General features: G+C 54.7%; 14 protein-coding genes. All 14 read right to left on the bottom strand.

Annotation, left to right across the window (positions count from 1 at the left end; translation table 11 throughout):
• Positions 1–33 precede the first annotated feature (33 nt).
• Positions 34–501 carry a hypothetical protein gene (locus tag CPA50_RS02345; RefSeq protein WP_096780867.1) on the bottom strand — a complete coding sequence of 156 codons (468 nt, stop codon included), beginning with the start codon at positions 499–501 and terminating at the stop codon, positions 34–36.
• Positions 502–578: 77 nt separating this feature from the next.
• On the bottom strand, positions 579–2,492 hold the full coding sequence (locus CPA50_RS02340) for an AAA family ATPase (RefSeq protein ID WP_096780866.1): 1,914 nt from the start codon (positions 2,490–2,492) through the stop codon (positions 579–581).
• A gap of 557 nt (positions 2,493–3,049) precedes the next feature.
• Positions 3,050–3,628 (bottom strand): HupE/UreJ family protein, encoded by a 579-nt coding sequence (locus CPA50_RS02335; protein WP_096780865.1) that lies wholly within the window; start codon positions 3,626–3,628, stop codon positions 3,050–3,052.
• 42 nt (positions 3,629–3,670) lie between these two features.
• Positions 3,671–4,309 carry an urease accessory protein UreG gene (ureG, locus tag CPA50_RS02330; RefSeq protein ID WP_096780864.1) on the bottom strand — a complete coding sequence of 213 codons (639 nt, stop codon included), beginning with the start codon at positions 4,307–4,309 and terminating at the stop codon, positions 3,671–3,673.
• 170 nt (positions 4,310–4,479) lie between these two features.
• Positions 4,480–5,199, bottom strand: coding sequence for an urease accessory protein UreF (locus CPA50_RS02325; protein WP_413772150.1), 720 nt, complete (start codon positions 5,197–5,199; stop codon positions 4,480–4,482).
• The gene (ureE, locus tag CPA50_RS02320) at positions 5,165–5,671 is read right to left on the bottom strand and encodes an urease accessory protein UreE (RefSeq protein WP_096780863.1); all 507 of its coding nucleotides are present in this window, start codon (positions 5,669–5,671) and stop codon (positions 5,165–5,167) included. Before ureE ends, CPA50_RS02325 begins: the two co-directional genes overlap by 35 nt.
• Positions 5,672–5,691: 20 nt before the next feature.
• Complete coding sequence (ureC, locus tag CPA50_RS02315) at positions 5,692–7,395, bottom strand: urease subunit alpha (RefSeq protein WP_096780862.1); 1,704 nt, start codon at positions 7,393–7,395, stop codon at positions 5,692–5,694.
• On the bottom strand, positions 7,392–7,709 hold the full coding sequence (locus tag CPA50_RS02310; RefSeq protein WP_096780861.1) for an urease subunit beta: 318 nt from the start codon (positions 7,707–7,709) through the stop codon (positions 7,392–7,394). The genes ureC and CPA50_RS02310 overlap by 4 nt, the downstream gene beginning before the upstream one ends.
• A gap of 63 nt (positions 7,710–7,772) precedes the next feature.
• On the bottom strand, positions 7,773–8,075 hold the full coding sequence (gene ureA / locus CPA50_RS02305) for an urease subunit gamma (protein ID WP_096780860.1): 303 nt from the start codon (positions 8,073–8,075) through the stop codon (positions 7,773–7,775).
• Positions 8,076–8,116: 41 nt separating this feature from the next.
• On the bottom strand, positions 8,117–9,028 hold the full coding sequence (locus CPA50_RS02300; RefSeq protein WP_096780859.1) for an urease accessory protein UreD: 912 nt from the start codon (positions 9,026–9,028) through the stop codon (positions 8,117–8,119).
• A complete protein-coding gene (urtE, locus tag CPA50_RS02295; protein ID WP_096782295.1) occupies positions 9,025–9,723 on the bottom strand; it encodes an urea ABC transporter ATP-binding subunit UrtE in 699 nt (232 codons plus the stop codon). Before urtE ends, CPA50_RS02300 begins: the two co-directional genes overlap by 4 nt.
• A gap of 17 nt (positions 9,724–9,740) precedes the next feature.
• Entirely contained in the window at positions 9,741–10,547 is an 807-nt protein-coding gene (gene urtD / locus CPA50_RS02290; RefSeq protein ID WP_227519568.1) for an urea ABC transporter ATP-binding protein UrtD, read from the bottom strand.
• A 14-nt stretch (positions 10,548–10,561) separates the two neighbouring features.
• Positions 10,562–11,686 carry an urea ABC transporter permease subunit UrtC gene (urtC, locus tag CPA50_RS02285; RefSeq protein WP_096780857.1) on the bottom strand — a complete coding sequence of 375 codons (1,125 nt, stop codon included), beginning with the start codon at positions 11,684–11,686 and terminating at the stop codon, positions 10,562–10,564.
• 3 nt (positions 11,687–11,689) lie between these two features.
• Positions 11,690–13,294: an urea ABC transporter permease subunit UrtB gene (gene urtB / locus CPA50_RS02280; RefSeq protein ID WP_096780856.1), complete on the bottom strand. Its 1,605-nt coding sequence runs from the start codon at positions 13,292–13,294 to the stop codon at positions 11,690–11,692.
• Positions 13,295–13,353: the final 59 nt, after the last annotated feature.

Here is a 13,353-nt window from a genome sequence, read left to right as displayed (position 1 = left end):
ATTACATTGGGGGAAGTACAGAACGAACTGGAACTATTGATTAGAATTTTTAATCAACCAAGTTCTCTGTGCATACTCCAGCGTTGCCCTGATCCAACACGCCTCAACCAGTGCGACAACCCCGAATACTAGAATCATGGTGAAGCTCCAAAGCATTTCTTGGCTGTAGTCAAAAACTAGCCATATCATGAACAAAGAGATAAATATACCTGCTGTTATCCGCAAGATACCGAGAAAGGATGAAGCCATTTCGTAAAGCACCTCAGACACGAATCTGTGAAATTTACGCAAGGCATTGCTATGAAAAAGAATTCGCCACTCAAGGTATGAGACCAAGATGAAAAGCCCGAATCCCACCATGCTGTAAATCATCAGCCACTTGTGAGTCATCATGCTTTTAGTAAGCTCGGTCAGCAACTCGACATCGCCGCTAGCGTATGCGAAAAAAACTGGGACCGCTGCCAATAGAAGGGATATAGATAATTCCTTTTTTAACTTCAAACTCTGACTCCCTGAGAAATTCTAAGGCCTCAATCAGCCACCGCGTTAGCGGTCGGCTGCATTGACTTTTTAGCTTCTTATGTCTTTTGAGCGAGAAGGCTATCGACCAGCTCCTGTAATGTTGTGGACTTTAAGCCCTCATTCCAAGCTGATTCCAATGCGCGAGATACTGCCAAAGGATTTTTCTTTAAGCCACCTGCATTTCCATAATATGCAGCTGCCTGATCTTCATGCTTCTTCCAATCCTCACCAAACTCTGGGCCGACAGTATCGGTGATATTTGTCTTCCACATTCTCAAATTGGGCTTTTTAATATCTGCTTCAGGCCAGTTTTCGGTTTTATCATGGCCTAACAGATGTAAGATTGCAGCATTATCCTTTTTATGTTTATTGATTTCATCTTGTCTTGTCTTGTTTGTGTCAGCGTCACAGACGACAAATACCTCAATATTTAATAGCTTGGCAATTGCCAAAGGCTTTAACAACTCATTTTTACCGCCTACCGGAATGATGTGATAGCCTGACCGTCTAAAGTCTGAAAGCTTGCCCATGAGCTGAATGTAGGATGTTAAATAGGCAACGTCTTCTATTCCTTCTACTAATATCAGTTTCCGACTAAAAAACATTTCGCTGATTTCTGGACGCAATGTTGGATATAGCTTTGCAATCATCCCAGTTTCTTTAACTGCTTTGTCACCTGCATCGGTAAGTTCTTTTGATAGCTCAGCATAAGTTAGTGAAGTCACATTCGAGCAAGATGGGGCACCAAACTCCCGAACTAAGCGAACGCTATGAAAGTCATCACCGGGAATAAAGTAAGGGCTATGAGAACATACAATTATTTGTGAATTTTCGTTAGCTAAATCTTGCAATACTTCAGACAAATACCTTGCTTGTGGAGGATGCTGATATAGCTCAGGCTCTTCGATTGCCATTGCAAGGGTAGGTGCATTTTCATCCTCAATATCAGCTAGCTCTTGCAAAAGGGTTAGAAGATACGACCTCTGCATGCCATGCCCAAAACGAGCCAACTCACTTTCAAAACCCTTTTCACCTATTTGAATATGCGCAAGTGGCTCTTCTATCTTGATTGATTTCTCAGCGTCGTTCTTCCAAAGAACCTTTGCCGTAGCACTAGGGTTCGCCCAAAGTTTTAGCTTATTCTGCAGAGATTCAGAAATACTCGAAAGAACCCCTTGCTCCTCCTCCAGCATTTCTTGATAACTTTGCCTTAAACCATCCCGAAGACCCGTTACTTTATCTGAAAAGTTAACCTTTGCTCGGATTGCTCTCGAAAGCAGTTGCCCTAAAGCTGAATGCTTACTCTCCTCTGCTTCCTCAGAAAAGTCCTTGGATGCAGATACAAAAACCCATTGTAAGTGTGGCGCGAGCCGATTAGCTCCTTTAGAAACCCCATAGAACTGGTCCTCACTTGGAATCAAACTACATAGATCTTGATGTAAAGACTCAAAATCATTAAGTGAACTCGACATGTCAGCTTTTGACGTAGCTTTAGTGATCTCCGGCCACTTTGCCTGTAAGTCCGAAAAGATTTTCTTTAGCTCAGAAGCAGGCTGTTTAGACTTTTCTGCTTCGAACCAGGCCCTGAATTCAGTCATTCCAAGGCGATTACCAAATTGCTTCACTTCTGCTCTTTCAGTACCTTCGTCAAACTCTGCCTTTGCTGTAACAATTAGGCGCTCTTGTCTAACATAATCGGCTAGGTCAACTTTCGCCCGATCAGAAAGCTCTTTAAATGTGACCGTTATGGAAATTGGTTCCTTAACATTTTTATGATGAAAATCGTCAATTGAAAGCTTACTTAAATCAGTTTTACTATCCTTGTACTGACGGAAGAACACGTTAAGTGCATTCATTACAGTGGATTTTCCAGATCCATTTGGGCCGACGAAACAACAGTAATCATCGAAGAATATCGTCTCGTCCTTGAATGTACGGAAGTTCTGAATTCGTACTGACTCTATTTTCATTCTCGATCCTTGATCTGGAAGCTAACAATGATTAGATAGTGCACTTCGTTATTACCGAAAAACTGACCGCCATGAAACGCGCATACCCAAATGTAAAATTTTTAACTTTATCAATTAAAATCAAATACTTATATTAATGCGCATATTGTGCAACCTGTAATAATTTGACGCCTTCATTATTGCAATAACGAAGCGCTGACGTCGTTTTCCCCCTTACCTCGTCTGACTTTCTCCTGAAAAGCAGGCTCGAAGAAACCCTAACAATCAACCCTTCCGGATTGCGGTAAAAGCAGCGCGCACAGAGGATAATCACCAACAGAACAAGCGGCATAAAATACGAAAAATCAAAAAAATGCGGTGTCAGTACTGGGGTATCCATTGGCCGTTATCCATAACAGTTGGTGCTTCTTTCTGTCTTGTTTTACTACTGAAGATAAACCATCTCAGCACATCCTGTCTGCCCCTATTACAGAAATACATATTGTTATGCCAAAAAAAAGCTGCGCGGTCATCCCGCACAGCTTTATCTTTCAACTCTGTTTTCTAAGCCAAAGCCATTACGCAGCAGCCAAAAAAGCTCCCGTAGCTGCAACCAAACCACCCAACACCCGGCCGAAGCGGTTATCGGTTTTCTGCATCAAAGCACCAAGCCCCCGGCCCACAAACGTAAGTGCCAATGTGGCAATGGAGAACCCAGCCAGATAAGCCACCAACGCCGCACCAGCCGGCATTTCAGTACCGTGCGCAAAGCCATGAAACACCATAAAGGCCGCGACCAGTGTTCCGCCTACAGCGGTTGGGAGTTTGGCCATGGTGGCGATCAGTATACCGGCCAGCAGCACAGAGAGAGCGATGCCGGTTTCAACGCCAGGCAGGCTCATGCCGCCCCAGGCAATGGCTGCACCGAGGATCATGCCGCCGATTACGAACAGGGGTGTGCTGTTTTTCATAGTGGCGGACTGGCGTACGCTCCAGAAACCGATCGCGGCCATAGCCAGCAGGTGGTCCAGGCCCAACATGGGGTGCAGGAGGCCGCTGGCGAATCCGGTGCCTGCGTCGTGGCCGGCGTGGGCGGAGGCGGCTGTGGCGGTAACCATCAGGCCGGTGGCCATGAGTACTCGGGTAATTGCTTTCATAGTGTGTCTCCTGGTTTTCAATTGGTTCTGTTCACCGGGCCTTCAGGCAGTCTCGGCAAGTTTTTCAGGGCGTCGTTCTGGCAGCATTCCGCGCTCCAGTACAAAGCTGATAATGGTTTCCAGCCCTACTCCGTCGTACAGGTTGGTGAACACGAAGGGCCGTTCGCCACGCATTTTCTTGCTGTCCCGCTCCATCACGTCGAGGGAGGCATGTACCTGTTCGGCAATGTCGATCTTGTTGATGATCAGCAGGTCGGATTTGGTAATGCCGGGGCCGCCTTTGCGGGGGATCTTGTCTCCGGCTGATACGTCGATCACATAAAGGGTGAGATCGCTCAGTTCCGGGCTGAAGGTGGCAGACAGGTTGTCACCACCGGATTCCACCATCACCAGTTCAAGGTTCGGGTGCCGGCTTTGCAGGTCGTCGATGGCCGCCAGGTTCATGGAGGCATCTTCGCGGATAGCGGTGTGCGGGCAGCCGCCGGTTTCTACGCCGAGAATGCGGTCGGCAGGCAGGGCGTCGTGCTTCAGCAGGAAGTCGGCGTCTTCACGGGTGTAGATGTCGTTGGTTACTACGGCTATGTCGTAGTGGTCTTTCAGGGCCTTGCACAACTGGCGCAAGAGGGCGGTTTTTCCGGAACCAACCGGGCCGCCGACTCCAACTCTCAAACAATGTTTCATGGCTATATCCTCTTAATCATCAGACTCCGGGCCTGCTGCGGTCAGTAAGTCCTTCCGGGACACGCTGTAAATACATCCCTGTACGCTTGTCTGCAGCATCCGTGCTGCAGACAGTCCCGGAAGGACTTACTGACCGCCGCTCCTTGTTTCGGAGTGCATGTCTTTATGTTTCAGCTTCTGAAAAGCCGCGAATACTGGGTTTCGTGTAAGGCGCTGCCAAGAGCCAGGCCGGGCAGAATGGGGCCAAGCTCCTCGTCACTCCGCTGCAGGGCAATCTCTACAGCGGTTACCAATAAGGGGCGCATGTGTTCGGTTACGCGCTGGGCTGCGGTGTGGCCAAGGGGCAGTGCTTTGCAGGCAACCGCCAGTTGGTTTTCCAGCCAGGCCCAGGCAAAACCGAGCAGTGTCTGGCGCTCAGGTACATTCCGGTAATGGGCCACCCAGGCGAACATGGTTATGTATCCGGGTTCATCTGGAATCAGGTTCGCTTCCGGCAGCAGGCCAAGGCTGCGCAGGAGGGTGACAAGAGCCGCGCCAAGGCGGGTGTCTTCATCACTCAGTTCTGCGGTTTCCCGGGTGGCGTGCAGCCAGTCGTTCCACTGTGCAATGGCACCAGCATCTTCGGCAGCCCAGGCTGTTTGCAGGCGCACAAGCAAAGGCAGTTCGCAGCGGCTAAGGCCGTCTTCAAGAACGCCTTCCAGCCATTCCTGCAAGTCTGCTTCGTTTTCTACCCAGCCCAACTCAAAGGCGCTTTCCAGCCCCTGGGACCAGGCAAACGCACCAATGGGCAGCGCGGGGCTTACCAGTTGCATCAGGCCCAGCAAGGCCAGGTCGCCCGATGCAGCAGCCGGAGTGTCAGTGGGAGTGAGCATGACGATGGCCGTGCCCATGGCTGTGGCTGTGGCCGCTATCGGCTTTTCCGGTCTGCGCATAAGCACCCGGTTCAGGATCAAAGGATGCCGTGTGGTGAACAACCTTTGCTCCCAGGTGCTCCGCCAGTTCTTCCAGAACATGGTCAGGCGGGAATCGCACCCAGCCACCCTGTTCGTTCTGGCCAATGGCGAGGGACACGTGGCGGTTGCCCAGGTGATAGCACAACCGCGCCAGCGGCAGGCCGGCTTCGATGTAAGCGGTTACTACCGGCTCTTCCGCTGCACGGATGCGGATGATCTCGCCGGTTTTGGCCTGCAGCAGATCGCCGTCCCGCAATACCGGGCCACGGTCCAGAAACAGGCCAACGTCCTGGCTGGTTTCTGTGGTGGAGCGTAACCGGCCTCGCATGCGCAGTTCGTAGGGCAAGGTAAGGTTGTCGAAGATTTCGGCGCTTTCCACGTGGGAAATGCGTTTAGTAAGTTCCAGCATAGGGTTCTCCGGTATCCGGCTCAGAATAGGTGGTAGCGCTGGGCCAGCGGCAGTTCAGAGGCCGGTTCGCAGGTCAGCAGTTCGCCGTCTGCGTGCACTTCGTAGGTTTGCGGGTCTACTGTTATGTGCGGGCAGGCGTCGTTCAGTTTCATATCGCTCTTGCGGACTTGCCGTACGTTGGTGCAGGCAGAGAGCGGGCTGTCCAGACCCAGTTCCTTGTCGATTCCGGCTTCCAGCGCGGCCTTGCTGACAAAGGTCAGGCGGGTGGCACTGGCGGCTTTACCAAAGGCACCGAACATGCGGCGATAGTGCACGGGCTGAGGCGTGGGGATGGAAGCATTGGGATCGCCCATGGGCGCAGCGGCAATCATGCCCCCCTTGATAATGCAGGCAGGCTTCACACCAAAGAATGCCGGGCTCCAGAGCACCAGATCCGCCAGCTTGCCCACTTCCACCGAACCCACATCGTGGGCAATGCCGTGGGTAATGGCAGAGTTGATGGTGTACTTGGCAATGTAGCGCTTGGCGCGGAAGTTGTCGGCACCCAGCTCTTCGTCTTGCGGCAGCAGGCCGCGCTGTACTTTCATCTTGTGGGCGGTTTGCCAGGTGCGGCAGACAACCTCTCCTACCCGGCCCATGGCCTGTGAGTCGGAAGAGATCATGGAGATCACGCCCATGTCGTGAAGAATGTCTTCCGCCGCTATGGTTTCCCGGCGAATACGGGAATCTGCGAAAGCCACATCTTCCGGAATGTTGGGGTCCAGGTGGTGGCATACCATCAACATATCCAGGTGCTCGTCGATGGTGTTCACCGTATACGGGCGAGTGGGATTGGTGGATGACGGCAGCACATAGGGTTTGGAGCAGGCGGTGATGATATCCGGCGCGTGGCCGCCGCCTGCACCTTCGGTATGGAAGGTGTGAATGCAGCGCTCTTTGAACGCGGCCAGCGTATCTTCCACAAAGCCGGATTCGTTCAATGTGTCGGTGTGGATGGCAACCTGTACGTCGTACTTATCCGCCACTGTCAGGCAGTTGTCGATACTGGCCGGGGTGGTGCCCCAGTCTTCGTGCAGTTTGAGGCCGATGGCACCTGCTTTTATCTGCACTTCCAGTGCTTCTGGCAGGCTGGCGTTGCCCTTGCCCAGAAAGCCAATGTTCATGGGCAGGCTGTCTACCGCCTGCAGCATCTTACCCATGTGCCAGGCCCCGGGTGTGCAGGTGGTTGCGTTGGTGCCGGTTGCCGGGCCGGTGCCGCCACCCAGCATGGTGGTGATGCCGCTCATGAGGGCTTCTTCCACCTGCTGCGGGCAGATGAAGTGAATATGGGGGTCAACGCCGCCGGCGGTGAGGATTTTGCCCTCGCCCGCGATGATTTCAGTGCCCGGGCCGATCACTATATCGACGTCTGGCTGGGTGTCCGGGTTGCCGGATTTGCCAATGGCGGCGATGCGGCCTTTCTGGATGCCCACGTCTGCTTTTACGATGCCCCACCAGTCAAGAATCAGGGCGTTGGTGATGACAGTATCCATCACCGCATCGTCGCAACGCTGGCTCTGGCCCATGCCGTCGCGGATAACTTTACCGCCGCCGAATTTAACCTCGTCGCCGTAATGGGTGTGGTCTTTTTCGACTTCAATCCACAGTTCTGTATCGCCCAGCCTTACGCGGTCGCCAACAGTGGGGCCGTACATGTCGGCGTATGCCTGCCTTGTAATCTTCATTTCTGCGCCTCCAGTTTACCCATCACATCGCCCCGAAAACCGTAGATCTCACGTCCGCCGGCAAAGGGAATCAGAGTGACCTGCCGCGACTGGCCCGGCTCGAAACGAATGGCCGTGCCTGCGGCTACGTCCAGCCGGTAGCCTTTTGCCTGATCACGATCAAACGTGAGGGCCGGATTGGCTTCGGCAAAGTGGTAGTGAGAACCAATCTGAACCGGGCGATCGCCTGTGTTGGCAACGTCCAGCGTGATGCGCGGGCGACCTGCGCAGAGTTCTATGTCGCCGTCTTTGAGTTTGTACTCTCCGGGAATCATAAATAGCCTCCTTTAAAGGCCGGTGAGAAGCGTTGGCGAGGCAGGTAGCTTCTCATTGGCCTTTTAAACGATGGGGTTGTGGACGGTGACGAGCTTGGTGCCGTCCGGGAAGGTAGCTTCCACCTGCACTTCCGGAATCATTTCGGCTATTCCGTCCATCACGTCTTCACGGGTCAGAATCTCCGCTCCGCTGCTCATCAGCTCGGCAACGGACATTCCGGCTCTGGCGCCTTCCATGATTTCAGCGCTGATCAGGGCGATGGCTTCCGGGTAGTTCAGTTTCAGGCCCCGGGCCTTGCGGCGTTCAGCCAGCAGGGCGGCGGTAAACAGCATCAGTTTGTCTTTGTCTCTGGGCGTTAATTCCATGGTGTATCGCTCCGGTTATCGCTACTCAATTCAAAGGGTTTTCAGGTCAGCCAGATGCGGGGAACGCTGGCTGGCTGGCCGGTTAGTTCTGGCCTGAGCAGTTCCCAGGCTTGCTGGCATAACGCCCAGGCTTCGTTTCGTTCCTGCCCAAGATAGCGCAGCAGCAAAACGCCGCGGCGCCGGGTAACAGCCCACCGGTGGTTGGCCGGCAGGCGCTCCCGGAGTTTTTCAATGGCAGCGGCTTCGTCTTCCAGCCCGACAACCCAAAGGGTGGCCTGTACTGTGGCACCACCCTGGCCCCAATGGCCTTTGAAACGGCTGTGCGTGGGGTCCATGGGCTGGCGTTCCAGCCACAGCGGGCGGCCATTCATCTGCAACCGGAAACTCTGCTCCAGATGCCCGGAAACAAACGGCAGGTTGCTGGCCGGGCGCCCAAGAGCGAGGATTTCCCAGCCGATACATCTGGCGCCGGTTTCCAGTTCTATGGTGGTGCTCTGTTTGCCCCGGGAGCCGTCAAAAGCGAGGGTTTCCTGGGGCAGGTATTCGAGAATGCCGTTTCTTGCCACCTGCAGGTGGGTATGCTGGCCCCAGGCAACACCGTGGCTGTCGGCTTTATAGAGCTTGGCGGCAGCCGGTGTGGTCAGCAGCGCGTGAGCACCCTCACCCACCGAGGCTTCAATTCGGAGTTCGTCACCGCTGACCAGCCCGCCGGGCGGGTGCAACAGGTATACGTGGCAGCAGCCATGTCGCCCTTCCGGGTAGAAAGGCCGCTGGACTCTTAAGGGGCCATGGTGTTTGCGGCGCACCAGGCGGGTAACCGGAACGCCCTTGTCTTTGTCTCTCGCTTCAAAGCCAAGAGACAGGCCGGCTGCCCAATGCCGCTCCAGATCAAACCGGTGGCCTGAAGCGCGCGCAGGTTGCTGGAATGGCTCCATTCGCTGAAGTACTGTCATACCGTCAGGTGCTTCTTGATAAGTTCATCAGTCAGGCCGGCGATTTCACCTTCCGCCACGCGACGGCCACGATCAAGAATGGCAAAGCGGTCAGCGTATTTGCGGGCAAATGGCAGCTTCTGCTCAACCAGCAACACGGTGAGACCGTCTTCCTCAATCAGTTTGCGGATAACCTCGCCAATCTGGGCCACTATGTTGGGCTGAATGCCTTCCCCCGGTTCGTCCAGAATCAGCAGGCGAGGCTCTATCACCAGCGCCCGGCCAATGGCGAGTTGCTGTTGCTGACCACCGGAAAGGTCACCGCCCCGGCGGTGCTTCATTTCCTTGAGCACCGGGAAGAGTTCGTAGATGCGTTCGGGGATTTTCTTGCTGCCATCCTTTCTCACTGCCAGGCCCGTGCGCAGGTTTTCTTCCACGGTGAGCAGCGGAAAGATCTGCCGTCCCTGGGGTACATATCCAATACCCAGGCGGGAGCGGTCTTCGATTTTCTTTCTGGTGAGTTCAATGCCATCAGCAAAGGCAAGGCTGCCGTTTTTTACGCTTTCCTCACCCATGATGCATTTCATCAGGGTGGTCTTGCCTACGCCGTTACGGCCCATCACGCAGGTGCACTGGCCCTGTGGTACGTCCAGATCCAGATCCCAGAGGGTGTGGCTTTCACCGTAATACTGGTTGAGCTTGTCGACTTTCAGCATCAGGTTTTCAACTGGCATCAGGCTTCCTCCCCGAGATACACCTTGATCACTTCCGGATCAGCAGACACCTGGTCCATGGTGCCTTCCGCAAGCACGCTGCCCTGATGCAGAACGGTGACCTTGCGGGCTATAGAACGCACGAAGCCCATATCGTGTTCAACCACCACCACAGACTGCTTGCCGGCAAGGCCTGTGAGCAATTCGGCGGTTCGCTCCATTTCCTGTTCTGTCATGCCGGCAACCGGTTCATCCACCAGCAGCAGGCGCGGCTTCTGCATCAGCAGCATGCCGATTTCCAGCCACTGTTTCTGGCCGTGGGAGAGGATGCCCGCAAGGGCCTGGCGCAATGCCTTGAGGCCGATCATCTCCAGCACTTCATCAATGCGATCCCTGTATTCCGGGGTCATCAGTGCCGTGAGTGTAGGAAACACCCGTTTGTCTGTGGCCATGGCCAGTTCCAGGTTTTCGAATACCGTCAGGGCTTCAAATACCGTCGGCTTCTGGAACTTACGGCCAATGCCCAGAGAGGCAATGTCCGGCTCGCTCAGGGTGAGCAGGTTATGGCGGCTACCAAACCATACAGAGCCGGAATCCGGGCGGGTTTTGCCGGTGATTATGTCCATCATGGTGGTTTTACCTGCCCCGTTCGGGCCGATAATGCAGCGCAGTTCGCCGTCGTCGATCGTCAGGTTCAGGTTGTTGATGGCCTTGAAGCCGTCAAAACTTACGTTTACGTCTTCCAGGTAAAGAATGGGGCCGTGCCGCACATCCACGGGGGACTTTGCCGGCGCGAGAAACTCAAAAACCCGGTCCCTGTTGGTCATTTCCTGAAGAAAGCTCATGCGGCAGTCTCCTGCTCTGAGGGTGTGTTACCACTGTTCCCCGCTTTTGCTGGTTTGAATACCAGGCCAGCGATGCCCTTGGGCAGGAACACGGTCACCAGAACAAACAGGCCGCCAAGAGCAAACAGCCAGGCATCCGGCATGATGCCGGTGAATACCGTTTTGCCGTAGTTCACCAGTATGGCACCAATAACAGCGCCGTATAGCGTGGCACGGCCTCCAAGAGCCACCCAGACCACCACTTCGATGGAGAACAATGGCGAGAACTCACCGGGGTTGATGATTCCTACCTGAGGCACATAGAGCGCCCCTGCCACACCGGCCAGCATGGCGGAAACCACAAACACAAACAGTTGCACCCGTTCTACCCGGTAACCCAGAAAGCGAGTGCGCGCCTCGGCATCCCGGCAGGCAATGCTTACACGGCCAAGTTTGCTGGTAACAATACCGCGGCAGATCACGTAGCCAATCGCCAGAGCGATACCCGTGGCGATAAACAGCCCGAGCCGGGTAGCATCTGTGCGCAGGTCAAAGCCCAGAATGTCTTTGAAATCGGTCAGGCCGTTGTTGCCACCAAAACCCATCTCGTTACGGAAAAAGGCCAGCATCAGTGCAAAGGTCAGCGCCTGGGTGATTATGGACAGGTACACCCCGGTCACTCGTGAGCGGAAAGCCAGAAACCCAAACACCAGGGCAAGAAGCCCCGGCGCCAGCAGCACCATGATGAAAGCAAACCAGGCCATATCGAAGCCCAGCCAGTACCAGGGCAGCTCGTGCCAGTTCAGGAACACCATGAAATCCGGCAGGACCGGATCGCCATAGACTCCACGATCACCAATCTGGCGCATCAGGTACATGCCCATGGCATAGCCACCCAGGGCGAAGAAGGCACCGTGCCCGAGGCTGAGAATACCGAGATAGCCCCAAACCAGGTCCACCGCCACGGCCAGCAGCGCGTAGCACAGGTACTTACCCAGCAGCGTGACCGTGTAGGAGCTTACATACAGGGCGCTGTCCTGGGGCATGAACACATGCAGCACACTGACAATCGCCAGGGCGGCAAAGAGCACGCCCAGAAAAACCTGCGTCGAGCGTTCCTGCAGAGGTCTTGTTAACCACATAACTTAACCCTCCGCCGCACGGCCCTTTTGGGGAAAGAGTCCCCGGGGGCGTTTCTGGATGAAAAGAATGATGAAAACCAGCACCATGATTTTGGCCAGCACTGCGCCGGCCCAGGGTTCCAGCAACTGATTGAGAGTACCCAGCGCCATACCCGCCAGCAGAGTGCCCCAGAGGTTGCCGACACCGCCAAACACCACAACCATGAATGAATCGATGATGTAGCTCTGGCCAAGGTTGGGGCCAACGTTGGTGATCTGGGAGAGAGCAACACCAGCCAGGCCTGCCACCCCGGAACCAAGAGCGAAGGTAAGGATATCCACTCTGGTCGCTTTAATGCCCATGGAACGAGCCATGGCACGGTTCTGGGTTACTGCGCGCACTTCCAGCCCAAGCCGGGTCTTGCGCATGATCAGCATCAGGCCTGCGAACACTACAAGCGCAAAGCCAATCACGTACAGGCGGTTAAGGGTTAAAGACAATGCTTCGTTGATCATCAGCGAACCACTCATCCAGTCAGGTGTGATAACAGTCCGGTTAAGCGGCGAGATAAGCGTGCGCACCAGTTGCTGCAGGATCAGGCTGACACCAAAGGTAGCCAGCAGGGTTTCAAGGGGGCGGCCTTTCAGGTGCTGGATAACGCTACGCTCTATTGCGATGCCCGCCAGTGCCGACACCAGAAATCCGGCGGGGATAGACAGGATCAGCGCCAGGCCCGGCTGGCCCGGTAGCAGTTGCTGCATGCCCCAGGTGGTGTATGCACCCAGCATAATGAGTTCGCCGTGGGCCATGTTGATAACGCCCATCACGCCGAAGGTGATGGCAAGGCCGATAGCCGCCAGCACCAGCACAGAACCAAGAGACAACCCGAAATACAGGGTCTCGACGGCGCTGTTCACCTTCAGTTTCTGTTCAATACTCGCCATGGCCCTGGTAGCAGCAGCCACCAGCACAGGATCGTCGCTGCGCATGGCCTGCTGCAGCGCAGCGCGTGCTTCTGAGTTGAGGCTACCAGACAGAGTTGCCACAGCTGCAACATCGCCCTGCTCTTCCACTTTGTAGATGGCCAGAGCTTCTGTAAGGGCAGCCTGAACCGGCTTACTCTCTTCGGTTTCAATCAGTTCCGGCAGTCGCTCTGCCAGAGGGCCATCCACGCTGCCTTTGAGGGCGCGGGCGGCGGATAAACGGTTGTCCTCATCCGGACTTTTCAGGTCAATAACCGACAGAATGCTTGCCAGCTCATTACGCAATGCGTTGTTGACCCGAAGGGTATCTATGTCGCGGCGGGAGATTTCACCCAGGTTTTCGCCGGTGAGTGCGTTTTCCACGGTCCAGTTCCGGCCCCGGTTTTTCAGCACGATAACGAATTGCCCTCTGGATTCGATGTAGGCCAGCTTGTTGCTGGCAAAAGCTTCCAGCCAGCCACGTGCGCGCTCGTCGCCACTACTGGCAATCTGATTGACAGCCTTTATTTTTTCCACAACCGAGGAGTTTCCCAGTGCGGTAAACATTTGCAGTGCTTGCGGATCATCTACCTGTGCCTGGGAAATGCCGGGGCACAACAAAAGGAAGGTGAGCAGAAGGTGGTTGAGCAGTCTGGAGATGCCCATGATTGCGTCCTGTCCTGGTAGGTATGGGGTTACGCTGAAACAGTCAGGTTAAAAAAGCG

The sequence above is a fragment of the Marinobacter sp. ANT_B65 genome (assembly GCF_002407605.1).
GTDB lineage: Bacteria > Pseudomonadota > Gammaproteobacteria > Pseudomonadales > Oleiphilaceae > Marinobacter.
The sequence above is the reverse complement of the archived record's forward strand: the minus strand, read 5'-3'. Positions and strand labels throughout refer to the sequence as shown.

Bases quoted from the DNA above. Each gene is read 5' to 3' on its own strand.
- CPA50_RS02340 (WP_096780866.1), bottom strand. From the start codon at position 2,492: ATGAAAATAGAGTCAGTACGAATTCAGAACTTCCGTACATTCAAGGAC.
- CPA50_RS02335 (WP_096780865.1), bottom strand. From the start codon at position 3,628: ATGAAAGCAATTACCCGAGTACTCATGGCCACCGGCCTGATGGTTACC.
- ureG (WP_096780864.1), bottom strand. From the start codon at position 4,309: ATGAAACATTGTTTGAGAGTTGGAGTCGGCGGCCCGGTTGGTTCCGGA.
- CPA50_RS02325 (WP_413772150.1), bottom strand. From the start codon at position 5,199: ATGGGCACGGCCATCGTCATGCTCACTCCCACTGACACTCCGGCTGCT.
- ureE (WP_096780863.1), bottom strand. From the start codon at position 5,671: ATGCTGGAACTTACTAAACGCATTTCCCACGTGGAAAGCGCCGAAATC.
- ureC (WP_096780862.1), bottom strand. From the start codon at position 7,395: ATGAAGATTACAAGGCAGGCATACGCCGACATGTACGGCCCCACTGTT.
- CPA50_RS02310 (WP_096780861.1), bottom strand. From the start codon at position 7,709: ATGATTCCCGGAGAGTACAAACTCAAAGACGGCGACATAGAACTCTGC.
- ureA (WP_096780860.1), bottom strand. From the start codon at position 8,075: ATGGAATTAACGCCCAGAGACAAAGACAAACTGATGCTGTTTACCGCC.
- CPA50_RS02300 (WP_096780859.1), bottom strand. From the start codon at position 9,028: ATGACAGTACTTCAGCGAATGGAGCCATTCCAGCAACCTGCGCGCGCT.
- urtE (WP_096782295.1), bottom strand. From the start codon at position 9,723: ATGCTGAAAGTCGACAAGCTCAACCAGTATTACGGTGAAAGCCACACC.
- urtD (WP_227519568.1), bottom strand. From the start codon at position 10,547: ATGACCAACAGGGACCGGGTTTTTGAGTTTCTCGCGCCGGCAAAGTCC.
- urtC (WP_096780857.1), bottom strand. From the start codon at position 11,686: ATGTGGTTAACAAGACCTCTGCAGGAACGCTCGACGCAGGTTTTTCTG.
- urtB (WP_096780856.1), bottom strand. From the start codon at position 13,294: ATGGGCATCTCCAGACTGCTCAACCACCTTCTGCTCACCTTCCTTTTG.